The following is a 26789-nucleotide window of genomic DNA, read 5'->3' on the forward strand; positions in this document are numbered from 1 at the left end:
ATGACCCATAGCACCGGCACCCTCTACATCATTTCCGCCCCTTCGGGCGCGGGCAAAAGCAGCTTGGTCAAGGCGCTGACCGACACCAATGACCAGATCCGCATTTCGGTCTCCCACACCACCCGCGCCATGCGTCCGGGTGAGGTGAACGGCGTGCACTATCACTTCGTCGAGCGCACCGAGTTCGTCAAGATGATCGAACACGGTGACTTCCTGGAGCGCGCCGAAGTGTTCGGCAACCTCTATGGCACTTCGCAAAGCCACCTGCAGCAGACGCTGGACGAAGGCCACGACCTGATCCTGGAAATCGACTGGCAGGGCGCCGAGCAAGTGCGCAAGTTGATGCCCCAGGCGCGCTCGATCTTCATCCTGCCGCCTTCGCTCGAAGCCTTGCACCAGCGCCTGACCAACCGTGGCCAAGACAGTGACGAGATCATCGAAGGCCGCATGCGTGAAGCCGTCAGCGAAATGAGCCACTACGTCGACTACGACTACCTGATCATCAATGACGATTTTTCCCACGCACTGGATGATCTGAAGGCAATTTTCCGCACCAATCAGCTCCAGCAAAAGCGCCAACAGCAGCGTTTCGGCAAATTACTCGCCGAACTGCTGGGTTGATTGGCACTTCCCAAAACGGCTGCGAGGGCTTTACATTGGCGCTTGTAGCGGTTTGGCGAGGGCCTGCGAAAAATCAGCGCTTCCCTAAACGCTGGTGATTTTTTAAACTGCTCAGTCCGCTCGCCCAACCGGGCAGCGCGCATCTTGCATTCGCTCCGAGGAATACCATGGCCCGCGTAACCGTTGAAGACTGCCTAGAACACGTGGATAACCGCTTTGAGCTGGTCATGCTCTCTACCAAGCGTGCCCGTCAACTGGCCACCGGCGGCAAAGAGCCCCTGGTCCAGTGGGAAAACGACAAGCCTACCGTTGTAGCCCTGCGTGAAATCGCCGAAGGCCTGATGAGCTACGAGTTCATCGCCAACGCTGAAATCGTTGAAGACGAACCGCTGTTCGCAGCGTTCGAGGACGAGTCCAACGAGGCCGTCTAAGCCTATGCCTGGTCGACGTAGCACGGCGCGCAGTCACAGCCTTCGGCAGGAGTTCACATCTTGCCGAGCATAGACGCCCTCGCCGATCGCTTATCGACCTACCTCGGCCCCGACCAGGTCAACCTGGTCCGCCGAGCGTATTTCTACGCCGAACAAGCCCACGACGGCCAACGCCGCCGTAGCGGTGAGGCGTACGTCACCCATCCTCTTGCGGTGGCCAATATTCTGGCCGACATGCACATGGACCATCAGAGCCTGATGGCCGCGATGCTGCATGACGTGATCGAAGACACCGGCATCGCCAAGGAAGCGCTCAGTTCGCAATTTGGCGAAACCGTGGCCGAACTGGTCGACGGGGTCAGCAAGTTGACCCAGATGAACTTCGAGACCAAGGCCGAAGCCCAGGCGGAAAACTTCCAGAAGATGGCCATGGCCATGGCCCGGGATATCCGGGTGATTCTGGTCAAGCTCGCCGACCGGCTGCACAACATGCGCACGCTGGAAGTACTGTCGGGCGAGAAACGCCGGCGCATCGCCAAGGAAACCCTGGAAATCTACGCGCCCATCGCCAACCGGTTGGGCATGCACGCCATTCGAATCGAGTTCGAAGACCTCGGTTTCAAGGCCATGCACCCGATGCGCTCGGCGCGCATCTACCAGGCGGTCAAGCGTGCCCGGGGCAACCGCAAGGAAATCGTCAACAAGATCGAAGAGTCGCTGAGCCATTGCCTGGCGATCGACGAGATCGAGGGCGAGGTCAGCGGGCGCCAGAAGCACATCTACGGCATCTACAAGAAGATGCGCGGCAAACGGCGGGCCTTCAACGAAATCATGGACGTGTATGCGTTCCGGATCATCGTCGACAAGGTCGATACCTGCTACCGCGTGCTGGGTGCTGTACATAATTTGTACAAACCCCTGCCGGGCCGCTTCAAGGACTACATCGCCATTCCCAAGGCCAACGGCTACCAATCGCTGCATACCACGCTGTTCGGCATGCACGGCGTGCCGATCGAGATCCAGATCCGCACCCGCGAAATGGAAGAAATGGCCAACAATGGCATCGCTGCCCATTGGCTGTACAAATCCAGCGGCGACGAGCAGCCAAAGGGCACCCATGCCCGTGCGCGCCAGTGGGTCAAAGGCGTGCTGGAAATGCAGCAACGTGCCGGCAACTCCCTGGAATTCATCGAGAGCGTGAAGATCGACCTGTTCCCGGACGAGGTCTACGTGTTCACGCCCAAAGGCCGGATCATGGAGCTGCCCAAAGGCTCCACCGCGGTCGACTTCGCCTACGCGGTGCATACGGATGTCGGCAACAGCTGCATTGCGTGCCGCATCAACCGGCGCCTGGCCCCGCTGTCGGAACCACTGCAAAGCGGCTCCACCGTGGAGATCGTCAGCGCACCGGGCGCACGGCCGAACCCGGCGTGGCTCAATTTCGTGGTCACCGGCAAGGCGCGCACGCACATCCGCCACGCACTGAAACTGCAGCGCCGCTCCGAGTCCATCAGCCTCGGCGAACGCTTGCTGAACAAGGTACTCAACGGCTTCGACAGCGCGCTGGACAAGATCCCCCAGGAGCGCGTGCAAGCGATGCTTCACGAGTATCGCCAGGAAACCATCGAAGACCTGCTGGAAGATATCGGCCTTGGCAACCGCATGGCCTATGTGGTCGCTCGCCGCCTGCTGGGCGAAGGCGAACAGCTGCCAAGCCCGGAAGGCCCACTGGCGATTCGTGGCACCGAGGGCCTGGTGCTCAGCTACGCCAAATGCTGCACGCCGATCCCGGGCGACCCGATCGTCGGGCACCTGTCCGCGGGCAAGGGCATGGTGGTGCACCTGGACAACTGCCGCAATATCACCGAAATCCGCCACAACCCGGAAAAATGCATCCAGCTCTCCTGGGCCAAGGATGTCACCGGCGAATTCAACGTCGAGTTGCGCGTGGAGCTGGAACACCAACGCGGCCTGATTGCCCTGCTGGCCAGCAGCGTCAACGCGGCCGACGGCAATATCGAAAAAATCAGCATGGACGAGCGCGATGGCCGCATCAGCGTGGTCCAGCTGGTGGTCAGCGTCCACGACCGTGTGCACCTGGCCCGCGTGATCAAGAAACTGCGTGCCTTGACCGGTGTGATCCGCATCACCCGCATGCGTGCCTAGCGCTTCAAATTAAGTCATCGCTTATTACAAGGAGTCATTCATGACCAAGACAGTAATCACCAGCGACAAGGCCCCGGCCGCCATCGGCACCTACTCCCAGGCGATCAAGGCGGGCAACACCGTCTACATGTCCGGCCAGATCCCGCTGGACCCGAAGACCATGGAACTGGTGGAAGGCTTCGAAGCACAGACCGTGCAGGTCTTCGAGAACCTCAAGTCCGTGGCCGAAGCCGCCGGCGGTTCGTTCAAGGACATCGTCAAGCTGAACATCTTCCTTACCGACCTGAGCCACTTCGCCAAGGTCAACGAGATCATGGGCAAGTACTTCGAACAACCTTACCCAGCCCGCGCCGCCATCGGCGTTGCCGCTCTGCCAAAGGGCGCACAGGTTGAGATGGACGCAATTCTGGTCATCGAGTAAAACACCCGGCGCAGCCCAAACAGGCTGCGCCGACTTCGTTTTAAAAGGATTTCATGATGCGCAAAGCGCTTGTAGCCACTTCGTTGCTCGCCCTGCTGCTCGGCGGCTGCGCCAGCAACCCTGCCGACCTGGATGTGAGCGGCACCTGGATCAACCAGGTCGCCATCGATGCGGCAGCCAAGGGCGGCCCTTTGCGTGAAGCGCTGCAAAGCTTCGGACCGAACCTCGAATGGGAGGTGAATACCAAGGCTTCCCAGGCACGCTACTACAACGGTTTTGAAGTCGCGGAAGGCAAGCTGCTCGGTGAAAAATCCGGCGCCTGGAGCGTGGATTTCTATGGCAGCTCCGCCACCGAACTCAAGCGTAAAGGCAAACAACTGCTGCAGGTTGCCAACGATAACGAGCCCGAACAGCTGTTTGCCCGCGCCAAGGACCCGGCACCGGAAGGCGCGCCACTGGGCGCCAATTTCGAGCGCGCCTTGTATGCCGCCTACATGGGTGGCGACTGGAAGATCACTGACGGTTTCGGTAACGGCGCCATCGTGCAGTTCCAGGCTGACGGCAAAGTCGCAGGCTTGCCGGGCGTCGATCGCTACTCGTTATGCCTTGCCGGCGACTGCGCCTCAATGAGCGGCGGCTACGACAGCATCTGGCTGCAGCTCAACGGCGTAGGCAACCCGTGGATCTTTGCGCGTAAAGGCAAGCAACTGGAGATATTCCAGGGGATCAATACCGCGCAGACGGATGAAGTGCCTCAGTTCACTCCCGGCCCGCGCCAGTGGCTGCTTGAAAAGCAATAACCAGCCCTGCACAAATCCCAATGTGGGAGGGGCGGTGCGACGGTTCGACTTGCTCCTTCCCACATTTTTGACCGCGTTTCAGCCTTTGAGAATCGCGGCATAGCCTTCCCGGTAAGTCGGATAGGTCGGCTTCCACCCCAATGCCTTGCTCCGCGCATTACTGCACTGCTTGCTGCCCGCACGCCGCACACTGGCGTCCTCGGACCACTCCGTTACCCCCAGATACTCACGCAACCACGCCACCACCTCAGCCAACGGCGCTGGCGCGTCATCGACGCCGATATAGACCTTGTCCAGCGAACCGCCCTGCTCCACATGACGCAACAAAAACGCCAGCAATCCCGCGGCGTCATCGGCGTGTATGCGGTTGCCATACAAAGGTGGGTCCACCGCCACACGATAACCTTGGCGCACCTGGGTCAGCAGCCATTCGCGGCCCGGACCGTAGATGCCGGTCAAGCGCACGATACTGGCAGGTATGCCGCTGTTGAGCGCCACCTGTTCGGCTTCGAGCATGACTTGTCCGGAATAGCCCTTGGCCTGGGTTTGCGAGGTTTCATCGACCCACTCCCCATTCTGCTGCCCGTAGACGCTGCTGCTGGAGACAAACAGCAGGTGTTTAGGCTCCTGGCCGTAATCCTTCAGCCACTCCAGCACATGCTGCAAACCTTGAACGTAAGCGGCGCGATAACCGGCTTCATCGTGGTCCGTCGCAGCGGCGCAATACACCAGGTAATCCACCCCGCCGATGGGCCAGGTGTCGGGACAGTCCTTGTTGAACAGGTCGCCGGCGATACCGATGACGCCCTCGGGCAGTCGCGAAATATCGCGGCGCAGGCCATGAACCTCCCATTCCGAGGCTAGCAATTGGCTAGCCAGCCGACTACCCACATCGCCGCATCCGGCAATCACAACAGAAGGCGCAGACATCACAAAACTCCGTTTTCAAAGGTCTAGATTAGCCCTCACAGCCGACTGGCGGCCAGAAAAAGCACAAATAAAGTTACTGTATTACTTCTGTTAACAAGAATTACTTGCAATAATGACCTCCCATTTGTCCTCGGCCGTTCAGGGTCTGGTAGGACGATCACTCATTTTTTCTTCTCAGGTCCGGCCAGCATGACACGTCATACAACCCCCGCTTCGCCAACCAAGCTTCACAGCCCGTCCCGCGCCTGGCGCGCGATTGCTGCGCTGCTGTTCAGCGTACTGCTGGCGCCGACCGCCGCATTCGCCGACGCCACCGCACCCGCCGCTCCGGCAGCCGCCGAGCACAATGCCGCAACGCCCGCCGCCCCCGTCGCAGCGCCAGCCGCTGCCACCCCTGCTGCGCCCGCCGTCGCTGACGACACCGGCGTAGTGCTGGAAGAAGACAACACCCTGGGCATGGCTCACGACCTGTCGCCATGGGGCATGTACCAGAACGCTGACGTGGTGGTGAAAGCCGTGATGATCGGCCTGGCCATCGCCTCGATCATCACTTGGACCATCTGGATCGCCAAGGGCTTCGAGCTGCTGGGCGCCAAGCGTCGTCTGCGTACTGAAATCGTCCATCTGAAAAAGGCCACCACCCTCAAGGAAGCGAGCGAGACCGCGACCAAGAAGGGCACCCTGGCCAACCTGCTGGTGCACGACGCACTTGAAGAAATGCGCCTGTCAGCCAACACCCGCGAAAAAGAAGGCATCAAGGAACGTGTCAGCTTCCGCCTGGAGCGCCTGGTTGCGGCCTGCGGTCGTAACATGAGCAGCGGCACCGGCGTGCTGGCAACCATCGGTTCCACCGCGCCGTTCGTCGGGCTGTTCGGTACCGTATGGGGCATCATGAACAGCTTCATCGGCATCGCCAAAACCCAGACCACCAACCTCGCCGTCGTTGCCCCAGGCATCGCCGAAGCCCTGCTTGCCACGGCCCTGGGCCTGGTTGCCGCGATTCCTGCGGTGGTGATCTACAACGTCTTCGCCCGTTCGATTGCCGGCTACAAGGCCCAGGTATCCGACGCGTCGGCAGAAGTCCTGCTGCTGGTCAGCCGCGACCTCGATCACCAGCCTTCCGAGCGCAGCTCGCAACCGCACATGGTGAAAGTGGGGTAATCGGCCATGGGCCTGCATTTGAATCAAGGCGACGACGAGCTCGTCGAGAACCACGAAATCAACGTCACGCCGTTTATCGACGTGATGCTGGTGCTGCTGATCATCTTCATGGTTGCCGCACCGCTGGCCACCGTGGACATCAAGGTCGACCTGCCAGCGTCCAGCGCCAAGCCTGCGCCGCGCCCGGAGAAGCCGATCTTCCTCAGCGTCAAGGCGGACCAACGCCTGTTCCTGGGTGAAGAAGAAGTCAAAACCGAAAGCCTGGGCCCGGTGCTCGACGCCAAGACCCAGGGCAAGAAAGACACGACGATCTTCTTCCAGGCCGACAAGGGCGTGGACTACGGCGACCTGATGAGCGTGATGGATGCCCTGCGGGCAGCCGGCTACCTCAAGGTAGGCCTGGTCGGACTTGAGACGGCAGCCAAGAAATGATCACGACGCGCCACAAACTGACGCGTTATGGCACCAGCCTCGCCGTCGTGCTGGGCGTGCATGCCGTCGCGATCGCCATCGCGCTCCACTGGTCGGCGCCGCGCACGGTGCAGTTGCCACCGGCCGCCATGGTCATTGACCTGGCGCCGATGCCTGCACCACCGCCACCGGCTCCGCCGAAAGTGGTCACGCCGCCGCAACCGCCTGCTCCGGTAGAAGAGTTGCCTTTGCCGAAACTGGCCGAGGCGCCCAAGCCGACAATCCAGGTGCCCAAGCCGGTCAAGCCCAAGCCCAAACCTCAGCCGCCCAAGCCGGTGGAGAAAAAGATCGAGCCGCCCAAGGAGAAACCCTCCGAGGAGCCGCCGAGCGATGCTCCGCCCACCCCGGCACCCGCGGAAAAATCGGCGCAGCCGGTTCCCGGTCCGTCGCCTCAGCAAATCGCGGCCAAAGCGTCCTGGGAAGGCGCCCTGCTGGCGCACTTGCAGAAATACAAGAAGTACCCGCCAGGCGCTCAGGCGAGTGGCAAGGAAGGCTTGAACCGCCTGAAGTTCATAGTCGATGCCGACGGCAACGTGCTGTCCTACGAACTGGTGGGCCGTTCCGGCAACGCCGACCTGGACCGTGCAACCCTGGACATGATCCGTCGTGCCCAGCCGCTGCCCAAGCCACCGGCGCACATGTTGAAAGGCGGCAGTATCGAGATCGTTGCACCGTTCGTGTACAACATCGAGAAGCGTCGCCGCTGAGTGTGGGAGGGGCTTGCCCCTCCCACCGCTGATTGCGCGCGGCTAAAATCTCAGTTATTTCCCGCTCAATCCCCAGCAAAGTTCTGATAACGTGCGTCTATCGATTGCAGCCGGTATGCTTGGCCCGCAACCTCATGGACGCTCGCTATGACTCTTACAGAATTACGCTACATCGTGACCCTCGCCCAAGAACAACACTTCGGCCACGCGGCGGAGCGTTGCCACGTCAGTCAGCCGACACTGTCGGTGGGCGTGAAAAAGCTTGAAGACGAACTCGGTGTGCTGATTTTCGAGCGCAGCAAAAGCGCCGTGCGCCTCACCCCGGTGGGCGAAGGCATTGTGGCCCAGGCGCAAAAAGTGCTGGAGCAAGCGCAAAGCATTCGCGAGTTGGCCCAGGCCGGCAAGAACCAGCTGACCGCCCCGCTCAAAGTCGGCGCGATCTACACCGTCGGCCCGTACCTGTTCCCGCACCTGATCCCGCAACTGCATCGCGTCGCGCCGCAGATGCCGCTGTATATCGAAGAAAACTTCACCCACGTATTGCGCGACAAACTGCGCAACGGCGAGCTGGACGCGATCATCATCGCCCTGCCGTTCAACGAGGCGGACGTACTCACCCTGCAGCTCTACGACGAGCCCTTCCAGGTGCTGATGCCGGCCTCTCACCCGTGGACGCAAAAAACCACCATCGACGCCGGCCTGCTCAACGACAAGAGCCTGCTGCTGCTCGGCGAAGGCCACTGCTTCCGCGACCAGGTGCTCGAAGCCTGCCCGACCCTCACCAAGGGCAACGACGGCGCCAAGCACACCACCGTGGAATCCAGCTCCCTGGAAACCATCCGTCACATGGTCGCCTCCGGCCTGGGCATCTCGATCCTGCCGTTGTCGGCGGTGGACAGCCATCACTACGCGCCCGGCGTGATCGAAGTTCGCCCACTCACGCCGCCGGTGCCGTTCCGCACTGTGGCGATTGCCTGGCGTGCCAGCTTCCCGCGGCCAAAAGCCATTGAGATCCTCGCCGACTCGATCCGCCTGTGCTCGGTGGCCAAGCCGCCCGCCGCCGCGAGCTGATCCGCCGTATGACTGAGCTGTCGAAGGTGCCGGTGACGGCACTCAAGGGTGTCGGTGAAGCCATGGCCGAGAAGTTGGCCAAGGTCGGCCTGGAAAACCTACAGGACGTGCTGTTCCACCTGCCCCTGCGTTATCAGGACCGCACCCGCGTGGTGCCTATCGGCCAGTTGCGCCCTGGGCAGGATGCGGTGGTCGAAGGCACCGTCAGCGGCGCCGATGTGGTAATGGGCAGGCGCCGCAGCCTAGTGGTGCGCCTGCAGGACGGCACCGGCGGCCTGAGCCTGCGCTTCTACCATTTCAGCAACGCACAAAAGGAAAGCCTCAAGCGCGGCACCCGCGTGCGTTGTTACGGCGAAGCGCGGCCCGGCGCGTCCGGCCTGGAAATCTACCACCCCGAATACCGCGCGATCACCGGCGACGAACCACCGCCGGTAGACACCACCCTCACGCCGATCTACCCGCTCACCGAAGGCCTGACTCAGCAACGCCTGCGCCAGTTGTGCCTGCAGACCCTGACGATGCTCGGCCCGCAAAGCCTGCCCGACTGGCTACCGCTGGAACTGGCCCGCGACTACCAACTGGCGCCGCTGGACGATGCGATTCGCTACCTGCATAACCCACCGGCCGACGCCGATGTCGACGAACTGGCCCTGGGTCATCACTGGGCCCAGCACCGCCTGGCCTTCGAAGAACTGCTGACCCATCAACTGTCGCAACAACGCCTGCGTGAAAGCATGCGTTCCCTGCGCGCCCCAGCGATGCCCAAGGCCACGCGCCTGCCCGCGCAGTACCTGGCCAACCTCGGCTTTGCGCCCACCGGTGCCCAACAGCGTGTAGGCAACGAAATCGCCTATGACCTCAGCCAGCAAGAGCCCATGCTGCGGCTGATCCAGGGCGACGTGGGCGCGGGCAAGACCGTGGTCGCCGCCCTTGCCGCCTTGCAGGCATTGGAAGCCGGTTACCAGGTGGCGTTGATGGCACCTACCGAAATCCTCGCCGAACAGCACTTCATCACCTTCAAGCGCTGGCTCGAGCCATTGGGCCTGGAAGTGGCATGGCTGGCCGGCAAGCTCAAGGGCAAGACCCGCGCAGCCGCACTGGAGCAGATCGCCGGCGGCGCGCCCATGGTGGTGGGCACTCACGCATTGTTCCAGGACGAAGTGCAGTTCAAGAACCTGGCCCTGGTGATCATCGACGAACAACACCGCTTCGGCGTGCAACAGCGCCTGGCCCTGCGCCAAAAAGGCGTGGGCGGGCGCATGAACCCGCACCAGTTGATCATGACCGCCACACCGATCCCGCGCACCCTGGCCATGAGCGCCTACGCTGACCTCGACACCTCGATCCTTGACGAACTGCCGCCCGGCCGTACCCCGGTCAACACCGTGCTGGTCACCGATACTCGGCGTGTGGAAGTGATCGAACGCGTGCGCGGTGCCTGTGCCGAAGGGCGCCAGGCCTATTGGGTGTGTACGCTGATCGAAGAGTCCGAAGAGCTGACCTGCCAGGCCGCCGAGACCACCTTCGAGGACCTCACCAGCGCCCTCGGCGAACTCAAGGTCGGGCTGATTCACGGCCGCATGAAACCTGCGGAAAAAGCCGCCGTGATGGCTGAATTCAAGGCTGGCAACCTGCAACTGCTGGTGGCCACCACGGTCATCGAAGTGGGCGTGGACGTGCCCAACGCCAGCCTGATGATCATCGAGAACCCCGAGCGCCTGGGCCTGGCGCAATTGCACCAACTGCGCGGCCGCGTAGGCCGGGGCAGCGCCGCCAGCCACTGCGTATTGCTGTATCACCCACCGCTGTCGCAGATCGGCCGCCAGCGCCTGGGCATCATGCGCGAGACCAACGACGGTTTTGTCATCGCCGAAAAAGACCTCGAACTGCGCGGACCCGGCGAAATGCTCGGCACCCGCCAGACCGGCCTGCTGCAATTCAAGGTCGCCGACCTGATGCGCGACGCCGACCTGTTGCCTGCCGTGCGCGATGCGGCGCAGGCCCTGCTGGAGCGCTGGCCGGATCACGTCAGCCCGCTGCTGGATCGCTGGCTGCGCCACGGGCAGCAATACGGCCAAGTGTGACGACTGAATCACTTAAGCGACCTACAGGTGTATCAAGCTGGTTATACTTCGGTGACTGTACGAATTTGGATCAGGCCATGTCAGAAGTTGCCCTCGTCACAGCCACAGTGACCGCCCCGCCGGTCATTCGGGCTCTGCTCGCAAAACTCGCCATCCCCTACACGGAAGTCACCGAACATCCGGGCCTGAATCCAGCACGAAAGGTCCAGGCTGTGCTGCTGGAAGATGCGGTGGGCGCACTGATGGTGCTGTTCCCGCAAAACCAGTTGCTCGACCTCAACCGCCTCACCGAACTCACCGGCCGCCGCCTCACCGCCGTGCCGCCGGAGCGCGTCAGGCGCATGCTGGACAAGCATGAGCTGAACCTGCTGCCAGGCCTGCCGGCACTCACCAGCTCGCCGTGCCTGTACGAAGGCAGCCTGCTCAATGAGCCAAGCCTGCTGGTGCACTCGGGCGAAGCCGGCCTGCTGCTGGAAATCGCCAGTGACGCTTTCAAGACCATGCTCACCAAGGCCAGCGCCGCGCAATTCGGCGAGCCGGTGAGCAACATTCGCCCCAACCTCGACCGCCCCAATGATGACCGCGAGGAAATCACCCAGGCGATGCAGGCATTCACCGCCCGCCGTATCCAGCAGCGCCTGGAAGCGACCATCGAGATTCCGCCGCTGGCCGATACCGCGCAAAAGATCATCAAGCTGCGCGTCGATCCGAATGCAACCATCGACGACATTACCGGCGTGGTCGAAACCGACCCGGCCCTGGCCGCCCAAGTGGTGAGCTGGGCGGCGTCGCCGTATTACGCGTCGCCAGGCAAGATCCGCTCGGTGGAAGACGCCATCGTACGGGTACTGGGCTTTGACCTGGTGATCAACCTGGCGCTGGGCCTGGCCCTGGGCAAGACCTTGAGCCTGCCCAAGGACAACCCGCACCAGGCCACGCCGTACTGGCACCAGTCGATCTACACCGCTGCCGTGATCGAAGGCCTGACCCGCGCCATGCCCCGCGCCCAGCGCCCGGAAGCCGGCCTGACTTACCTCGCCGGCCTGCTGCACAACTTCGGCTACCTGCTGCTGGCCCACGTGTTCCCGCCGCACTTCTCGCTGATCTGCCGCCACCTGGAGGTCAACCCGCACCTGTGCCACAGCTATGTCGAGCAACACCTGCTTGGCATCAGCCGCGAACAGATCGGCGCCTGGCTGATGCGCTACTGGGACATGCCGGACGAACTGTCCACCGCCCTGCGCTTTCAGCACGACCCGACTTACGACGGCCAATACGCCGAATACCCGAACCTGGTGTGCCTGGCCGTGCGCCTGTTGCGCAGCCGTGGGATCGGCTCCGGGCCGGATGAAACCATTCCGGACGAGCTGCTTGAGCGCTTGGGTTTGAGCCGGGAAAAGGCTGAGGAAGTGGTCGGCAAGGTGTTGGATGCCGAGGTGCTGTTGCGTGAGCTGGCGTCGCAGTTCAGCCAGGGCTGACGCGCACTCTAAGGATGACGGGGCTTGTTGTGGTGAGCGGGCTTGCCCCGCGCTGGGCCGCGTAGCAGCCCAATACAGCCACCGGGATATTTCAGGCACACCGCAGCGCCTGGTTTTGGGGCCGCTTCGCAGCCCAGCGCGGGGCAAGCCCGCTCACTACAGGGCCAGGTGCTCTGTCAGGCCGACTTCTTTTTCTTCGGCTTCAAATACTTGGTCAACCCCTGGAACCAGATCACCAGCGCCGGGTTGCCCTTGATCTGGATCGATTTGTCCTGAATCCCCGTCATGAACGCCAGTTGCTTGTTTTTCGCCTGCATGGTGGCGAAGCCGTAGGCGGCATCTTTAAAGGCAATGGCAAACGCCGGCGCCGGGTGCACCCCTGAGCGGCTGGTGATGCGCTGGTCTTTGACGATGAAGTGACGGGCAACCTTGCCGTCGAGGGTCTGCAACTGGAACGCCAGGTCTTTGTCACCCAACTGTTGCTGGAAGGCGGGATTGGTGCGGCTGGCTTTGCCCATCATCAGGCCAAGCACCCACAGCAGAAGACGAAATTTCATGCACACGGCCTCGGTGTATTTATTAAGTGGCCGCAGCAGTGTAACGATTTGCAGGCAGAACGCCACCGATCTCGCGCTTTAGGCGCAGATCGGTTGGCGTTTAACGCTTATAGCAACATGTTACTTAAACGTTAGGGCAAGGTACCGGTGCCCAATCGGCCAGGTTTGGATCGCGGCAGGTGCCTTCGATCTGTGCCTTGCCGGCGCTGGCGACCTTTTTGCTTTCATCTTGCTTGGTCTGGGCGGCCTGGAAGGTTTTCTCGGTGGACACCGCTTCGGTCGGTACGGCTGGCAGCGGCGGCTTCTTCGGCGGCTTGGTACCGTTGCCTTTCTTCTTATTGGCCGGCGGCACGACAGGCGTTACATCGGCCTGGGCCACGGTGACCACGTCGGCACGTTGCACACCCACTTGTTGCAGGTCTTTTTCGTAGGCCTGGGTGTAGTTGTTCAGGTCTTCGGCGGCTTTGCCGTTGACCGCAACGATCAGGTCGTTGGATTCCTTCAGGCCCGCGACGATTTCCGCCAGGCGCTTGCGGCCCTCGGTGTCGTTGACCGTCTTGGCTTTGCGATCCGAGACCAGCTTGGTGAACGCGCTCTGGTAGCACTGCTGCGATGCCTTGGCGTACGCGGTGCTGCGGTCGATGTCGGAGACGCTTTTGTTCACGTCGGCGGCATAGGAGGCAATGCGCTGGTTATCATCGGCAATCTGCTTCTGACGCTCGGTGTAGTAACCCGCCGCGCCGCCGGCCAGGGCGCCGCCCGCTGCGCCGATCGCGGCGTTGCGACCGCGCTTTTCCTTGTCGCCGGTCAGGGCGCCCAGCAGGGCACCGCCGGCAGCACCGATGGCCGCGCCGGTCACAACCGACTTGGTCATGTTCGAATCGGTAGCCCGCAGATGCTGCACCGGCTCGTAGCAGTTGGGGTAGTACTCGACCTTGGTGCTGGACGCGACCTTGGAGGCCGGCGACGTGGCGCAACCGGTCAGCACGGTGCTGAAACCGGCTGCGATCAGCAGCAGGTGACGCTTGGAAACCGCCTTACGGGAAAAAAGCATAAGTTGTGTTCTCTTCTAAGTTTGACTTGCCCAGCACGGCCCCTGCCGCCTGAGTCCCTTCCAAGCTCGCTGCAACCAACGGTCAAGACCGCTGACCGCTCGCTGCGAGCAATTCCTTCAAGATCGTCGCCGGGTCGGCCCGCTGTTGCTTGCGGTAGCTGCCGACATGGCGAACGAACAGTGTCGCGCGCGTTACCAGGCTCTTGCCGAGCACAGGCTTGCGATCCAACTCTTCCTTGATTCGTTGTAACTGTGCCTGGATCACCGCATCGGTGTAGCGCGTGCCGGTGGCCAGGTTGTCGATGTAAATCGCCACCGCGCCGTCGAGGGCGCTGCGTCCGTTGTCGATGGCCGTGGCAAACAGCGCCGCACTGGCCTCGTCTTTATTGTCCACCGCCTGCTGACGACTCTTTTGCAGGTTGGTCAGGCGGATGTTGTAGTTGCTAATGGTCTCGGCCACCAATGCGGCCGACTGAATCAGGTTGCCGGCCGCCTCTTCGCGTTGTTGGGCGATCAGCGAGACGTTGCGCTTGAGCTCTTCGTTGACCAGCCCCAGCTCGGCTTGCAGCTTGGGGTCGACGCTGGCGGCGATGATGCTGTCCAGGCGCTTGGTGGGGTCCTGGGCGTCGTCGATGGCGTCGGTCAACGACGCCAGGCGCCCTTCCTTTTGCCACTGCGCGAACAGCTCCTTGTAACGCGAACGCGGCGCCGACAGCGCGCCAATCGCCACGCGAAAACCGGTGGTCTCGTTGCTCTGCTCGGTGCCGTCGGCGGCGAACAGCGGGTATTCGCGGCGCATGCCGGTAAACAGCGTGCCCTCGCCTTCCAGGTAGTTGCCGCCCTTGACCACGAAGCCGCCATAGGTGCCCTGGCGACGCCCGGCGTGTACCAGTTGGAAGGATTCCTGGACCATTTCCGCCGCGTTGCCGATCACATCGAACAGACCGATCGGGTTGGGCAATTTGGTGCCGATGGGCATCAGGCGCGCCGCTTGGCCGGTACCGCCGGCGACCTGGTTGAACACCGCGTAATCGCCCAGCGGGCCATCGCTTTCGCTGCCTTCGACGCGGCGCGGGAACAGCCGCCCTTCCAGATCCTGACGGCTCACCGCCTGGCCACCGCGCGCGGCGAACTCCCATTCCACCTCGGTAGGCAGGCGCACAAACCCCAGGCCGCCGTCTTCGGCCGACGTCCCGCGCCCGCTCACCGGCAGCAACTCACGGTGGTATTTCATCAGCCAGGCGCTGTACACCGCCGAGAAGCGCTCGGCCTCAAAGCGCGACAGCTTCACCTTGGGCAAACGCGCGGCCATGCCGGTGGGCGCCTCGCAGGCCGGAGCCGGTTCGCCGCTGGCCAGCGACTGCGCCTGGGCCATCACCTGAGCGTACTGGCGCGCGGTCACTTCGTACTTGCCGATGAAATACAACATAGGCTTGAGCGGGGTCTTGGCGTCGGTCTTCGGCATCAGCGGCGCGATGACCTTGCTCCAGTCCTGCGGCAAGTCCTTGAGGGTGAATTGGCCGTTGATGAAGTCGCGGCGATAGCCGGAAATAAACGACTGCTGGTAGCCCGCCTCGCCTTCGGCAAAGGGATAGCCGAGGCTGATCTCACGGTCATCGAGGGTGCCCTGGGCCAATACGTAGGCGTAGCGGAACACCATATTGCCGTCGCACGGCAGCGGCAGGCTGACGTCGTCCGGCAACGGCTTGGGGTTGTCCAGCTTATCGCTCGCTTCATCGGCCCAGGCCAACGAGGCCAGGCTCAGCGCCACACAGGCGCCCAGTAACTTATACATCCCTGATTCCTTCAGAAGCCTGGATACGCGCCACTCGCCAACCACCACAGGCCGCCGCCACGGCACTGACGCCGAGGACTGCAACCAGGGCCAGGCCGTAGTGATGCGCCAGCAGGTGGCTGGCGTGCTCGCCGGGCACCTGCACAAATAGTTTATTCAAAGCTGCTTCGGCCAGGCCATACAACCCGCCGCTGAGCACGGCGGCCAACCCTGCGCTGTACAGGGCCTGCAGCACCACAAACAACAATAGCGCGCCGGTGGAAAATCCCAACAGGCGCAGCACTGATAATTCTCGACGCTTGCGCGCCACGGCGGCCAGGGCTCCGGCGAAGATCGCCGCGAACGCTCCCGCCAACGCCAACCCGGCGATGATCCAAAATACGATCGACAGGTTGCGGCTTAACGACTGCACCTGAGCGATGGTGTTCGCCTGGGTCGCTACCAACAGGTTTTGCCCGGCAAAAAACACACGCAGCGTTTCTACATCGGTAAGGTTACGCGCGTACAGGCGGAACGCCGGATACACCCGCTGCTCGCCTACCGCCACCTCATCACCCAGCCATCCCAGCGCCGGTACGGCGCGACCATCGCGGTAATCTTCCGCCGCCTCCAGCAGGCCGAGGCCTGCGAACAGACCGTCCCGGGCAAAGGCTTCCAGCGGCAGGATCGCAACCACGCGTACTCGCGTACGCTGCTCTTCGACACGGCCCGACACCTGACGGGCAAACCGCGCGTCCAACACATCCCCAGGCCGCGCCGCCAACTTCTCGGCCGCGGTGTGGCTCAGCACGATCTGATCCAACCCCTTGGGCATCGGCAGGCCGCTCAACAACGGATCGCCCGGCGCCGTCGGCAGCATCTCCAGGGCCAATGTACCGACCTGCGCCGTCGCCGCGATCTGCCGCGTACGCGGTATGGCGAACGCGACATCAGGGCGCCGGCCCAGTTGCTCGATCAATGCGCTGCTGAATCGACCACCGCCCAACGGAATAATTTCACGGGTGGCCGGATCGGTCTCCAAACGTTCGGTCAAACTGCTAACCAGTCCAAATTTCAGGCCGAATAACACCAGCAACGGCGCGATCACCGCCACCAGCGCCAGCACCGAACAGGCCGACAGCCACGCATCGTTGCGGTAATCCTGCCAGGCCAACGACGCCACCAAGGGGATACGCATCAGCACGCCTCCCCAAGGGTTGCGGTAACGCCGCCGTCGGCATCGCGGCGACAACTGATGCGCCGCACCTGCAAGCCACTGGCGCGGGCCAGGGGTTCGTCATGGGTGGCGATCACGCAGGCGGCGCGGTATTCGCGGGCCTGGGCCAACAGTGCATGCATCACACGTTCGGCATTCAGCGGGTCGAGGGACGCGGTGGGCTCATCCGCCAGCACCAGTTGCGGTGCGTGGGCCAGGGCACGCGCGCAGCTCACGCGCTGGCGTTGCCCCACCGACAGTGCCGAGGGTTTCTTGGCCAACTGGTCGCTGATTTCCAGCTGTTCGGCCAGACGCGTCACGCTGCCATCGTCCTTCAAGCCCAGCAGTTGGCGGGACAAAGCGATATTGCCGCGCACATCGAGAAACCCCAGCAGCCCGCCGGTTTGCAGGACATAGCCCAGGTGTTGGCGGCGCAATGCGGCGAGTACGGACTGCTGATCGGCGCGCCACAAGCCAGCGATGTCCTGCCGATTGAATTCAAAGCCGCCCACCTGATCCGGCGCCAGCACCAGCGCGAGCAAATCCAGCAAGGTGCTTTTGCCGCAACCGCTGGGCCCGACAATCGCTACTTGCTCGCCCGCGCGCAGCGTCAGCGCCGGGATCACCAGGCTATAACGCTGGCTACCGACGCCCCGGCTCTTGTGCACCGCGCTCAGGTTCAGCATTACGGCAGCGTCGACAACGGCACGCGGTACAACGCATCGCCCGGCTCGGCATCGCCGAAACGGACCCAATTGGCCAAGTCATTGTGGAAGGTTTCGTAGAGGCGGATTTTCGAATCCAGCTCGTCGATAAAGTCTTCCTGCTCGGCCACGCTCAACGACAACCACAAATCCTGGGTCATGTTCAGCGACTTGCTGCGGTACGGCAGGCCTTCCAGGTATTCACCAAGGATGCCGCCGTCGGCCAGATTGCCGCCCTTGCGCAAGGCTTGCGGGTCGCGGCTCATGTAGGCCGAGGCGCTGGCAATTTCCTGGAAGAAATCCTTGGGTGAGGTCTGGGTCTTGCGCGCCGCGTCGACGATCAGCTTCAGCGACTGCTGCAAATCGTTGAGCTGCAACTTGGTCAGCATCACGCACACCTGGAACGCCGGCAGTGCCGGGTTGGTCAGGTCGCGGTCGGCGGTCCAGGCGCTGACCAATTGCGGCGCCTGGCTCGCGCTCTTGCGGCCGAGGAAATCCATGTGCATCGCATAACCGACTGCCGCGGACTTGTCCGCCAGGCTTGGCGCGGCGCTCAGCAACGGCACCGGTTGCGGCGTATCGCTGCGCACCTGATGCACCAGGTTGGCGAAGACCGTGCCGATCTCGTCGACACGCTCGCCCAACTTGCGCACATCGCCACCGGGCACCGGTGTGTACAGGTCGCCGATCCGCGGGTTGGCGTCGGCGGTGAGCACGCGGTACTGGGTCTCGGCGCCGGCGTGGGTTTTCTTGCCGGCGTCGGTGCGCAGGTGCAGGGCGTAGATCTTGATCTGCTTGCCCAGCGCGGCCTGGCGCACTTCGGCCTCGTTCATCTGGGTGGTGGCAAACGGGTCGTTCTTGCGCAGCGCACCGGCGTCGGTGACCAGCAGGATGATGCGTCCGCCATAGCCGGACCAGTCCATGCCGTTCACTGCCTGCATCACCCCGGCAAACGCGTCTTCGTTGAACGAATGGCTGGACACGCTGGAAGCTTTGACCTGCCGCGCCATGTCGAGGAAGCGTTGCGGGTCGCGGCCTTGATCCAGGGTGATCAGGGTCTTGGCCACGTATTCCAGGCCGGGGGTTTTCTTGATGCTGTTGCGAAAGCCGACCATGCCGAAGCTGACGCTGTCCAACTCGCCGCGCTCGGCGATGCGGGTTTGCAGTTCGTGCACCACGTCGCGAATCTGATCGATGTAGGGCTGCATCGACACCGTGGTGTCCACCACCAGCACCACGGCGGTGCGGAAGGCGTCGGCGTTCGCATTGATCACTGGCGTGGCCGGCTTGGCCACCGCGTTGCTGCCGGGGTCGATGGAGGCGACATTGAGCAACTGCACCGGCTGGCCGTTCTCGTCGAAGCTCTCTTTGGAATCGAAGATCGGCAACAGGTAGAACTGGTTCTGCGGCACCGCGCTGGCAGCCGGTTCCAGGGCCAGGACCTGGCCGTTGTCGTCGCTGTTCTTCTGCGCCTTGGCCAGCACACCTTTGGCGGCGGCGGGGTCGGCCAGCAGCTTTTCCACTTCCCCCGGTTGGCGCAGGAACATCACCGGCGCACGCCCCGAGCGCTCGGTGAACTTGAGCACCAGGCTCTGCTTCCAATCGCTGACCTGAGCGGCCGGCAACCAACCGTCGCTGCGCCCATCGGTGGCGGCGCCGACGCGCACCCAAGGCTGGCCGTTGGCGTCTTTGCGCTGGTACACGTAGAGCACGGAGAACGCCGGCAGGGCTTTGCCGGGTGCGCTGCCTGCATCAGTGGAAAGCTTGGCGCCGGGCTTGCTCAGCACCCGCTGGAACAAGGTCTTTTTACCGGCCATCAACAGCGGGCGCTGGCCGTCATCCACTTCAACCACCGCCGCAGGGAGCACGGCTGAAGTGGCTGGCGGCGTGGCCGCAGGTGTGGCTGCCGGAACAGCGGCCGCAGGCGGTTTCGCCGGTTCGTCGCTGCCGCTCATCCACCAGTAACTCGCGCCGCCAATCGCCAGGGCCACCGCCACGGCCACCGCCGCCAGCGCCAACACCGGCCCACGCCGCTGTTCGGACACAGGCTTGTGCTGCGTCGGGGTCACCACCGGTTGGCGCACAGGCTGCGGCTGGGGTTTCGCGGTGGGGATCTCGATGGACTCCGGCGTGATCCCCGCCAAATCAAAATTCATCGGAATAGGCAGCGGCCGCACCAACGTGGCTTCCGGCGATTCTGCCGGCAGTTGCTCCAGCGCCAGCAGCAACGCCGCCGCATCCGGGAACCGTTCGGCCGGGTCCTTGGCCAGCAGCTTGCGCAACACGCCCTGATAACGGCCGTGGTGCACCGGCAATTCCGGCAACGGCTCGGTCAGGTGCGCCAGTGCGGTGGACAGCGCATCGGTGCCGCTGTACGGCAGCTTGCCGACGAGGATTTCATACAGCACCACGCCCAGCGCATACAGGTCGGCGCGACCATCGATCTCCTGGCCCCGCGCCTGTTCCGGGCTCATGTAGCTCGGCGTGCCCACGGCGAAACCGGCCTGGGTGAACTGGGTGCGGTCATCCAGCGACTTGGCGATGCCGAAGTCGGACAACACCGCCGTGCCGTCGGCGCGAAACAGAATGTTCGCCGGCTTGACGTCGCGGTGCACCAGGCCCTGGGCATGGGCGTACCCCAGCGCCGAGGCAATCTGGCGAATCAAGGTCACGCCCTGCTCCGGCGTCATGCCGGCGGCGATACGCTCCTTGAGCGTGCCGTTGGGCAGGTATTCCATGGCCATGTAATACAGCTCACCGACATTGCCGATGTCATGGATGGTCACCGTGTGCGGGTGCGACAGGCGCGCCAGGGTCTTGCCCTCGCGCAAAAAGCGCTCGCAGAACGTCGGGTCGGCCGCCAGTGCCGCCGCCATCACCTTCAACGCCACCTTGCGTTCCAGCGAGCGCTGGGTCGCCAGGTACACGCTGGCCATCGCGCCTTCGCCGATCTCGCCTTCGATGTCGTAGCCCGGAATCACAATGTTCATGCCGATACCTTCACAACGATGGCGGTGATGTTGTCCGGTGCGCCGCGATTGAGCCCCAGGTGCACCAGGCTGCGCACAATTTCATCCGGCGCATCGTGGCTGAGCACTTCGCGGATTTCGTGGTCTTCAACGGTCTTGTTCAGGCCATCGCTGCACAACAGGTAGCTGTCGCCGGGGGCGATCAACAGGTCGAGCACCGCCACCTCCAGCTGCGCTTCCACACCCACGGCGCGGGTGACGATATTGGCGCGCGGATGTGTGCGGGCGTCGGCCTCGCTGAGCAGACCGCTGTCTTGCAGGTCCTGCACGTAGCTGTGGTCGCGGGAGATGCCGTCCAGCACGCCGTCGCGCAGGCGATACAGGCGACTGTCACCGGCCCACAAACACACGCCGCGCAAGCCACGGGCGGCCAGCGCCACCACGGTGCTGCCCATCATGGTCACGCCACGGTTGGCGGTTTCTTCGCGCACGGCGGCGTTGATGCGGATCAGGTCGTTGCGCAAGGCCGCCGAGTATTCGTCGAGGGAGCGGCCTGTCGGCACATTACGCAGGCTGTCAACGATCAGGCTGCTGACATAATCCCCCGCCGCGTGCCCGCCCATGCCGTCGGCCACCACCCACAGGCGGTTCTCCGGCAAGTCCAGACAGGCGTCTTCGTTAACCTGGCGCACCATGCCAACATGGCTTTTGCTTGCGGATTTGTACGTCGCCCCCATCTACACCACACCTTCTTGTCCGAGCAAAAACTGCGCAAAATCGTCGGCGGCAGGCAAGCCCTGACACCGCAATAAACCAGGGGAAATCCGTTGCGAGCCACGTCCCCACCAGAGGCTGGCGCCTGCGCAAGCCTGTTCGGCGAGCGCGGCCAGGCGCCCGTGGGGCTCGGTGGCGGCCACGCGTTGCAGGCCGGCGAAACGACTGTCGACCGCACGCCGTTCAGTCGCCGGCGGGCCGAGGCTATCGAGGCCGTCGTTGAAACCTTCAAACGTCGCGCCGGCGTCCAAGGTGCTGAGCAGCAACTCTTCAGCCTGCTCGAACCAGGCGTCCGACCCGCCCACCAGCGAAGCAGGGTTGGTGTCGTGATCGAGCAGGGCCACCACCGCCAGCGGAAAGTAGCGCCCCACCCGGTCGATGCTCGGCATCACCACGCCCGTCGCCGCATCCGGCCCGCACACGCCCGGCGCCAGGACAAAGCGCCACAACGGGCTGACCAGGTACACATTGAGCCAATCACCGCCCAGGCGGTTCTGGCTGGCGAGCAACCCCGCAGCCAGCCAACTGTCCCACGGGCCGATAAAACTCTGCGGCAAGGCGCGGCTGACAAAATCCCCGCGGCTGGCCAATTTGCCGTAGAAACCCAGGCTCGTCATAGCCGCTCCGGCAGGCTGAAGCCACTGAGCACGCGGCTCTTGAACGGGTTGAAGGCGCTGTTGGCGCGCAACTCGTAGGCGATGCTCGCGCCATCGACCCGCAGACGCAGGTTGAAACGGTCCGGTGAGTTGCCGGCGGTAAGGTCCGATTGCTCCAACAGACGGAACCACGCCCACGGGCCATCGAGGGTCACGCCGGAACGGCCACTGGCCGACGGCGGCATGATGGAGATACGCACCACGCCAATGCTGCCGGGGTTCGGCCATTGCATGGCTACCGGACGGCTCGGGCCGTGGTCGTAGCTCAATTGCTGGCCGTCGAGGTCGAGCAGGAACTGAGTGATGGTCGGGTCCATCGACACCGGCTTGAGCTCGAAACGCACGATAGGCTGGGTGCCACCCGATCTGAAGAACGCGTCACGAATGGTCGCGGCACGCTGGAAGGTTTGCAGCACACCCGGTGCAATTCCCAATTTCTGCGCCGCGCCCGGCTGCCAGCGCCAGGTCGGCGCGGAGGTGTCCACATAGGGTTGCAGGTATTTGCGGAAGTAGTTGTCCATCACCCCGCCCACGCCGAAGAACTGACCGAAGTCATCCAGGGTGGCATCGCGGGCGCTGCCCGGCGACATCGGGTAACGCCCGGCCAGGGACTGGCGGTACACGTTGACCACTTCGCTGACCCATGCCGCGTTCAGTTGGTTACGCACCCCGCCCATCATGCTGTTGGTGGTGGAGTTGACTACCGACTTGACCATGCCCTGCACCAGCGGCGGCTGGCGCTCGGCATTCAGGCTGACCCGCGTCGCAGCGGCCGCCGCCTGGTTCTTGGCTTCGCCGAGCAAGGCGTCGCCGCTGGCGCCGACCATGGCGCTGACCTGCACATACAGGGCATTCATGTCCGAGAGCAGACCGTCGATGGCCGCCGGCTCGCCTTCGTTTTTGCTGACGATGCCGTTGAGTTCGGCGAAGTGCGCGGTCACCGGATCATCCGCCGCCTGCGGCGCATTGGTGTTCGGTTGTTCCTGGCCGAGCAGGCTACCGAGGCGCTCCTTGAGCTTGTCGACGCCGCCTTCCACCGGGACGCCTTTGGCCGCCAGTTGGCGCTCTTCGGCTTGCAGGTCGGTTTCCTTGGCCACCGCCACCAGCAGCTTTTTCAGCGGCGAGGTCGGCCCGGAAATCACCCGCAGCACATCGGCCGCCTGGGCCACGCTGGTGATCGGCACAAAGTCGATGTCGGCGAGCAACGCATCCCACTGGCGCTGGTAGTCCTGGAAGTACAGGCGACGCACATCGGCGGCCAGGCTCACCACGTTCTGTTGGTCGGCCTGTTCATGGCCAAGCACCCATTGCTCTTCGGCGAGGGTGCCGGTCTGGTTCAGGCTGCTCAGCAGGAACGCCTGGCGATAACCCTTGGCGGTAAAAAACCCGCTCAATGGCTCGCCCAACGGCTTGCCGCTCTTGCGGCTGAACACCAACGCGGCGTCGCGACCCGCGGCTTCGTTGATACGAAAGTCCGGAATGCCTTCCGGCAGTTTCTGGCGTTTGACCCGGTCGTAGACACGCTGGGCCACCGGCAGTTGTTGCAGTTGGCGGCGCAGGTCGTCGATCAGGCGCGGGTCAAGGCGCGCACTCGGTGGGTGGCGCTCGAACAACGCCTGCAAGTGCCCGGTCAATGCCTGGCGCTGATCGGCCGGCAAGTCGCGCGGCAGGTTGCGGTCCCAGTCGAGGGCGATCCAGGCTTTGATGAAGTCCGGGTCGTAATGCTCGCTGTCGGCCAGCATCAGGTAGGCCTTGAGACCTTCGTAGAGGAAGTCCGAGTTGCCGCCGCCATGCAATTGTTCTTCGATGCGCGTCACCAGGCGTGGCGCAAACACAGCGATCAGCAGCTTGCGGTAGACGCTGGCGGACTCGGCTTCGAGCATGTCGCCCTGATACAGGCCCAGGCCTTCGGACCAGCTCGGCGAATCGCCCGCCAGGTTCTTCACCGCGTTGAGCAACGGCAGCACCGCGAGGACTTCGCGCTGTGCCGGGCTCAGGTTCTGCACGGTCTGGCCCAGCGGCGCGACCTTTTGGTCGACCTGGGCGATATACGCCTGGTTGGCGCGATAACTCACCCACCACAGGCCGCTGACCACGACCACCAGGGCGACGGTAGCCGCAAGGACACCGCGTGCAATCCATTTGCGCCGCCGCTCGACCTTCGGGTTGACGCCCACCAGCCCGCGCTCGGCAAATGCCACGGCGGTAAAGAGTTTTTCGATGAAATAACTGCGTCCGGTGCCGCTCTGGCGCGCCAGGTGCTGGCGGTCCAGGTTCATGCTCTGGGCCATGGCGCCGATCAGGCGATCGATCGGGCTGCCTTCCTGAGTGCCGCTGGTGAAATACACACCGCGCAGCAACACACGCTCTTCAAAGGCGTTGGGTTTGAACACGCCTTCGAGGAAGCTTTGCAGACAGTCCTTCAATGCGCCGAACTGCTGTGGGAAGCCGTAGATCAGGTCGCGTCGCGCCGGATCGCGTTCCTGTTGCAGGCGCTCCACCAGGCGTTCGTTGAGGCGCTGTTCGAGGCCGGCGAACTCGCTTTGCAGATGGGCCAGCGGGCTGTCGCTGTTTTTACCGTCGTCCAGGGCAAAGGTCATGCCCCACACCTGGGCACGGTCTTCCTTGCTCAGGTTGTCGAAGAACTCCATGAAGCCCGGCACCAGGTCGAGCTTGGTCAGCATCAGGTAGATCGGGAAACGCACGCCCAGTTGGGTGTACAGCTCCTGGATACGCAGGCGAATCGCAGCGGCGTGGGCGGCGCGCTCGGCGTCGGTGCCGAGCAGCAGGTCCGACAGGCTGATCGCAATGAATGCCCCGTCGATCGGGCGGCGCGAGCGCTGCTTTTTCAGCAGGTCGAGGAAGCCCAGCCACGCGGCTTTATCCACCGTGGAGTTGCTGTCTTGGGTGGTATAGCGGCCAGCGGTGTCGAGCAAGACGGCCTGATCGGTAAACCACCAATCGCAGTTGCGCGTACCGCCGACGCCGCGCACCGCACCGGCCCCCAACTGCGCGGCCAGCGGGAAGTGCAGGCCGGAATTGACCAGCGCGGTGGTCTTGCCCGAACCCGGCGGGCCGATGATCACGTACCACGGCAGCTCGTAGAGGTTGCGCCGCTCATCGCCACCGAGCTTGGCTTTTTTCAACAGCGCGAGGGCTTCGTCCATGCGCTGGCGCAGGGTCGACAACTCTTCGGCGGTGGCCACGCTGTTGGGGTCGGCCGGGGTTTCAGCGGCAAGGCTGCGCATCACTTCGGCGGCCTGGCGGCGCGCCTGGATGATGCGGAACACGCGGTAAGCGATCCACACCCCGAACATCAGGATGATCAGCGCCCAACGGCGCCCTTGTGGCACCAGCACGTCGAGCAGCGGCCCGACAAACCAGATGATCAGGCTCAGGGCGATCAGGCCCAGCACCGGGATCACCCAGCGAATCATGAAACTGAAAAACGCCTTCACTCGACGCCCTCCGCCAATACGGTGATTTCAACCCGACGATTGCGGGCGCGGCCTTCGGCTGTGCTGTTGGTGGCCAGCGGCTCGGTGTCGCTGCGGCCCTCGGCACTGAAACGGTCGGCTTGGCCGGTCTTGGCCGCAAGGATTTCCAGCACCGACTTGGCCCGCGCCTCGGACAACGCCCAGTTGGACGGGAAGCGCAACGTGGCAATCGGGCGGTTATCGCTGTGGCCGGTGACGCGCACCTGGCCCTTGACCTTGCGGATGGCGTCGGCGATGCGCAGCATCAGCGGCTGGTAGTCATCGACAATGCTGGCGCTGGCGGACGCGAACAGCTCATCGCCACGAATGGTCACCACGGAGCGGTCGACCTTGTCTTCCACCGCGACGCGCCCGGCCTTGATCTCTTCGGCCAGGAAGCCCGCCAGACGCGGCCGCTCGATGACTTTGGGCTGCGCCACCGGACGGTCGATGGCCTGCACCGGGATCTCGCCCAGGGCATGGATATTCTTGAACACCGGTTCCGCCTGCGCCGCCAGCAGCATGCGCAAGGCGAACAGCAACGCCAGCAGCAACGCCAGGCCGATGGCCACGGCGATCCACGGCGGCATGAATTGCGCCAGGCGGTCGCGCGCCACGGTCACGCCGCGCCAGTGCGGCGACAGCTCGCGCTCGTGATCGCCACGGGCACTGCGAATTGCAGCGGCCGTGCGCTCGCGCAGGGCCTCCAGCTGGCTGCGACCGTCGTTCATTACGCGGTAGCGGCCTTCGAAACCCAGGCACATGCACAGGTACAACAACTCCAGCAGGTACAGGCGTTCCCGTGGGCTTTGCAGGCAGTGATCGAGCAGCTGGAAGACTTTCTCGCCGCCCCAGGCTTCGTTGTGCACGGTGATCAGCAGGCTCTGCTTGCCCCACTCGCTGGTGCTGCCCCATGGCGTGCTCAACACCGCTTCATCGAGGGCGGTGCACAGCGCGTAACGCGCCAGCAGCACTTCGTTGCGCGCCACGCCGGCGGCCTCGGCACGCTCTTCGAACTGGCGCAGGTACGCCAGCAATTGCGCGCGCAGGCTCGCCGGCGCCGGGTGGGCAATGGTGTTGCGCAGGCGCGTCAGCAAGGCCAACAGCGGGCCGGCGGCGCTTTCCAGCGGGTTGAGGCCCTGGCTCTTGCCGGTGAGCATCGGCGCGGCCGGCATCGACAAGGGCGCGGGTTCGGCGCGCGCAGGCTCCGGCGCACGGCCCCCCGGGCGCGGCATGAACTGGGTGCGGTCGTCATCATTGGGATGCAT

Annotated in this window: 22 protein-coding genes; 11 read left to right on the plus strand and 11 right to left on the minus strand. The window is 63.6% G+C overall.

From position 1 onward, the window contains the following. The 5 genes from gmk to PSH66_RS29215 all read left to right on the plus strand — a co-directional run bounded on the left by gmk (nt 1) and on the right by PSH66_RS29215 (nt 4439). Nucleotides 1-621, plus strand: coding sequence for a guanylate kinase (gene gmk, locus PSH66_RS29195; RefSeq protein ID WP_003176919.1), 621 nt, complete (start codon nt 1-3; stop codon nt 619-621). A gap of 167 nt (nt 622-788) precedes the next feature. Next, nucleotides 789-1052 (plus strand): DNA-directed RNA polymerase subunit omega, encoded by a 264-nt coding sequence (rpoZ, locus tag PSH66_RS29200; protein ID WP_003176920.1) that lies wholly within the window; start codon nt 789-791, stop codon nt 1050-1052. A gap of 60 nt (nt 1053-1112) precedes the next feature. Beyond that, nucleotides 1113-3218, plus strand: a complete 2106-nt coding sequence (spoT, locus tag PSH66_RS29205) for a bifunctional GTP diphosphokinase/guanosine-3',5'-bis pyrophosphate 3'-pyrophosphohydrolase (protein WP_003176921.1) — start codon at nt 1113-1115, stop codon at nt 3216-3218. Nucleotides 3219-3258: 40 nt separating this feature from the next. Continuing rightward, nucleotides 3259-3639 carry a RidA family protein gene (locus PSH66_RS29210; RefSeq protein ID WP_003176922.1) on the plus strand — a complete coding sequence of 127 codons (381 nt, stop codon included), beginning with the start codon at nt 3259-3261 and terminating at the stop codon, nt 3637-3639. Nucleotides 3640-3695: 56 nt separating this feature from the next. Continuing rightward, on the plus strand, nt 3696-4439 hold the full coding sequence (locus PSH66_RS29215) for a hypothetical protein (RefSeq protein WP_003176923.1): 744 nt from the start codon (nt 3696-3698) through the stop codon (nt 4437-4439). Nucleotides 4440-4517: 78 nt separating this feature from the next. On the opposite strand, the gene PSH66_RS29220 is transcribed toward PSH66_RS29215, so the two are convergent. Next, nucleotides 4518-5369, minus strand: coding sequence for an SDR family oxidoreductase (locus PSH66_RS29220; RefSeq protein WP_003176924.1), 852 nt, complete (start codon nt 5367-5369; stop codon nt 4518-4520). A gap of 189 nt (nt 5370-5558) precedes the next feature. On the opposite strand from PSH66_RS29220, the gene exbB reads away from it, so the two are divergent. The 6 genes from exbB to PSH66_RS29250 all read left to right on the plus strand — a co-directional run bounded on the left by exbB (nt 5559) and on the right by PSH66_RS29250 (nt 12341). Further along, nucleotides 5559-6530, plus strand: a complete 972-nt coding sequence (gene exbB / locus PSH66_RS29225) for a tonB-system energizer ExbB (protein WP_305428097.1) — start codon at nt 5559-5561, stop codon at nt 6528-6530. A gap of 6 nt (nt 6531-6536) precedes the next feature. Next, a complete protein-coding gene (exbD, locus tag PSH66_RS29230) occupies nt 6537-6962 on the plus strand; it encodes a TonB system transport protein ExbD (protein WP_003176926.1) in 426 nt (141 codons plus the stop codon). Beyond that, entirely contained in the window at nt 6959-7708 is a 750-nt protein-coding gene (locus tag PSH66_RS29235) for an energy transducer TonB (protein WP_078826583.1), read from the plus strand. The genes exbD and PSH66_RS29235 overlap by 4 nt, the downstream gene beginning before the upstream one ends. Before the next feature lie 147 nt (nt 7709-7855). Beyond that, on the plus strand, nt 7856-8779 hold the full coding sequence (locus tag PSH66_RS29240; RefSeq protein ID WP_003176928.1) for a hydrogen peroxide-inducible genes activator: 924 nt from the start codon (nt 7856-7858) through the stop codon (nt 8777-8779). A gap of 8 nt (nt 8780-8787) precedes the next feature. Further along, nucleotides 8788-10863, plus strand: a complete 2076-nt coding sequence (gene recG, locus PSH66_RS29245) for an ATP-dependent DNA helicase RecG (protein WP_003176930.1) — start codon at nt 8788-8790, stop codon at nt 10861-10863. 77 nt (nt 10864-10940) lie between these two features. Then, nucleotides 10941-12341: an aminoacyl-tRNA deacylase and HDOD domain-containing protein gene (locus PSH66_RS29250; protein WP_003176931.1), complete on the plus strand. Its 1401-nt coding sequence runs from the start codon at nt 10941-10943 to the stop codon at nt 12339-12341. 176 nt (nt 12342-12517) lie between these two features. Here the strand turns inward: PSH66_RS29250 and PSH66_RS29255 are convergent, their stop codons facing one another. The 10 genes from PSH66_RS29255 to PSH66_RS29300 all read right to left on the minus strand — a co-directional run bounded on the left by PSH66_RS29255 (nt 12518) and on the right by PSH66_RS29300 (nt 26789). Then, nucleotides 12518-12898, minus strand: coding sequence for a hypothetical protein (locus tag PSH66_RS29255; RefSeq protein WP_042945972.1), 381 nt, complete (start codon nt 12896-12898; stop codon nt 12518-12520). Between the two features lie 124 nt (nt 12899-13022). Further along, nucleotides 13023-13952, minus strand: coding sequence for a type VI secretion system-associated lipoprotein TagQ (tagQ, locus tag PSH66_RS29260; RefSeq protein WP_003176933.1), 930 nt, complete (start codon nt 13950-13952; stop codon nt 13023-13025). 82 nt (nt 13953-14034) lie between these two features. Beyond that, entirely contained in the window at nt 14035-15747 is a 1713-nt protein-coding gene (locus PSH66_RS29265) for an SUMF1/EgtB/PvdO family nonheme iron enzyme (RefSeq protein ID WP_003176934.1), read from the minus strand. Next, on the minus strand, nt 15740-16924 hold the full coding sequence (locus PSH66_RS29270) for an FtsX-like permease family protein (protein ID WP_141062854.1): 1185 nt from the start codon (nt 16922-16924) through the stop codon (nt 15740-15742). Before PSH66_RS29270 ends, PSH66_RS29265 begins: the two co-directional genes overlap by 8 nt. Beyond that, nucleotides 16924-17628 (minus strand): ABC transporter ATP-binding protein, encoded by a 705-nt coding sequence (locus PSH66_RS29275; RefSeq protein WP_078826588.1) that lies wholly within the window; start codon nt 17626-17628, stop codon nt 16924-16926. The genes PSH66_RS29270 and PSH66_RS29275 overlap by 1 nt, the downstream gene beginning before the upstream one ends. Continuing rightward, nucleotides 17628-20636 (minus strand): serine/threonine-protein kinase, encoded by a 3009-nt coding sequence (locus PSH66_RS29280; RefSeq protein ID WP_305428098.1) that lies wholly within the window; start codon nt 20634-20636, stop codon nt 17628-17630. The genes PSH66_RS29275 and PSH66_RS29280 overlap by 1 nt, the downstream gene beginning before the upstream one ends. Continuing rightward, nucleotides 20633-21352: a PP2C family serine/threonine-protein phosphatase gene (locus PSH66_RS29285; protein WP_078826590.1), complete on the minus strand. Its 720-nt coding sequence runs from the start codon at nt 21350-21352 to the stop codon at nt 20633-20635. Before PSH66_RS29285 ends, PSH66_RS29280 begins: the two co-directional genes overlap by 4 nt. Further along, complete coding sequence (gene tagF / locus PSH66_RS29290) at nt 21353-22006, minus strand: type VI secretion system-associated protein TagF (RefSeq protein WP_141062852.1); 654 nt, start codon at nt 22004-22006, stop codon at nt 21353-21355. Next, the gene (gene tssM, locus PSH66_RS29295; protein WP_003176940.1) at nt 22003-25503 is read right to left on the minus strand and encodes a type VI secretion system membrane subunit TssM; all 3501 of its coding nucleotides are present in this window, start codon (nt 25501-25503) and stop codon (nt 22003-22005) included. Before tssM ends, tagF begins: the two co-directional genes overlap by 4 nt. Next, on the minus strand, nt 25500-26789 hold the full coding sequence (locus PSH66_RS29300) for a DotU family type VI secretion system protein (protein WP_078735233.1): 1290 nt from the start codon (nt 26787-26789) through the stop codon (nt 25500-25502). Before PSH66_RS29300 ends, tssM begins: the two co-directional genes overlap by 4 nt.

This window comes from Pseudomonas sp. FP597, from assembly GCF_030687435.1.
Lineage (GTDB): Bacteria > Pseudomonadota > Gammaproteobacteria > Pseudomonadales > Pseudomonadaceae > Aquipseudomonas > Aquipseudomonas lactucae.

Bases quoted from the DNA above. Each gene is read 5' to 3' on its own strand.
- gmk (WP_003176919.1), top strand. From the start codon at position 1: ATGACCCATAGCACCGGCACCCTCTACATCATTTCCGCCCCTTCGGGC.
- rpoZ (WP_003176920.1), top strand. From the start codon at position 789: ATGGCCCGCGTAACCGTTGAAGACTGCCTAGAACACGTGGATAACCGC.
- PSH66_RS29210 (WP_003176922.1), top strand. From the start codon at position 3,259: ATGACCAAGACAGTAATCACCAGCGACAAGGCCCCGGCCGCCATCGGC.
- PSH66_RS29215 (WP_003176923.1), top strand. From the start codon at position 3,696: ATGCGCAAAGCGCTTGTAGCCACTTCGTTGCTCGCCCTGCTGCTCGGC.
- PSH66_RS29220 (WP_003176924.1), bottom strand. From the start codon at position 5,369: ATGTCTGCGCCTTCTGTTGTGATTGCCGGATGCGGCGATGTGGGTAGT.
- exbB (WP_305428097.1), top strand. From the start codon at position 5,559: ATGACACGTCATACAACCCCCGCTTCGCCAACCAAGCTTCACAGCCCG.
- exbD (WP_003176926.1), top strand. From the start codon at position 6,537: ATGGGCCTGCATTTGAATCAAGGCGACGACGAGCTCGTCGAGAACCAC.
- PSH66_RS29235 (WP_078826583.1), top strand. From the start codon at position 6,959: ATGATCACGACGCGCCACAAACTGACGCGTTATGGCACCAGCCTCGCC.
- PSH66_RS29240 (WP_003176928.1), top strand. From the start codon at position 7,856: ATGACTCTTACAGAATTACGCTACATCGTGACCCTCGCCCAAGAACAA.
- recG (WP_003176930.1), top strand. From the start codon at position 8,788: ATGACTGAGCTGTCGAAGGTGCCGGTGACGGCACTCAAGGGTGTCGGT.
- PSH66_RS29250 (WP_003176931.1), top strand. From the start codon at position 10,941: ATGTCAGAAGTTGCCCTCGTCACAGCCACAGTGACCGCCCCGCCGGTC.
- PSH66_RS29255 (WP_042945972.1), bottom strand. From the start codon at position 12,898: ATGAAATTTCGTCTTCTGCTGTGGGTGCTTGGCCTGATGATGGGCAAA.
- tagQ (WP_003176933.1), bottom strand. From the start codon at position 13,952: ATGCTTTTTTCCCGTAAGGCGGTTTCCAAGCGTCACCTGCTGCTGATC.
- PSH66_RS29265 (WP_003176934.1), bottom strand. From the start codon at position 15,747: ATGTATAAGTTACTGGGCGCCTGTGTGGCGCTGAGCCTGGCCTCGTTG.
- PSH66_RS29270 (WP_141062854.1), bottom strand. From the start codon at position 16,924: ATGCGTATCCCCTTGGTGGCGTCGTTGGCCTGGCAGGATTACCGCAAC.
- PSH66_RS29275 (WP_078826588.1), bottom strand. From the start codon at position 17,628: ATGCTGAACCTGAGCGCGGTGCACAAGAGCCGGGGCGTCGGTAGCCAG.
- PSH66_RS29280 (WP_305428098.1), bottom strand. From the start codon at position 20,636: ATGAACATTGTGATTCCGGGCTACGACATCGAAGGCGAGATCGGCGAA.
- PSH66_RS29285 (WP_078826590.1), bottom strand. From the start codon at position 21,352: ATGGGGGCGACGTACAAATCCGCAAGCAAAAGCCATGTTGGCATGGTG.
- tagF (WP_141062852.1), bottom strand. From the start codon at position 22,006: ATGACGAGCCTGGGTTTCTACGGCAAATTGGCCAGCCGCGGGGATTTT.
- PSH66_RS29300 (WP_078735233.1), bottom strand. From the start codon at position 26,789: ATGCATCCCAATGATGACGACCGCACCCAGTTCATGCCGCGCCCGGGG.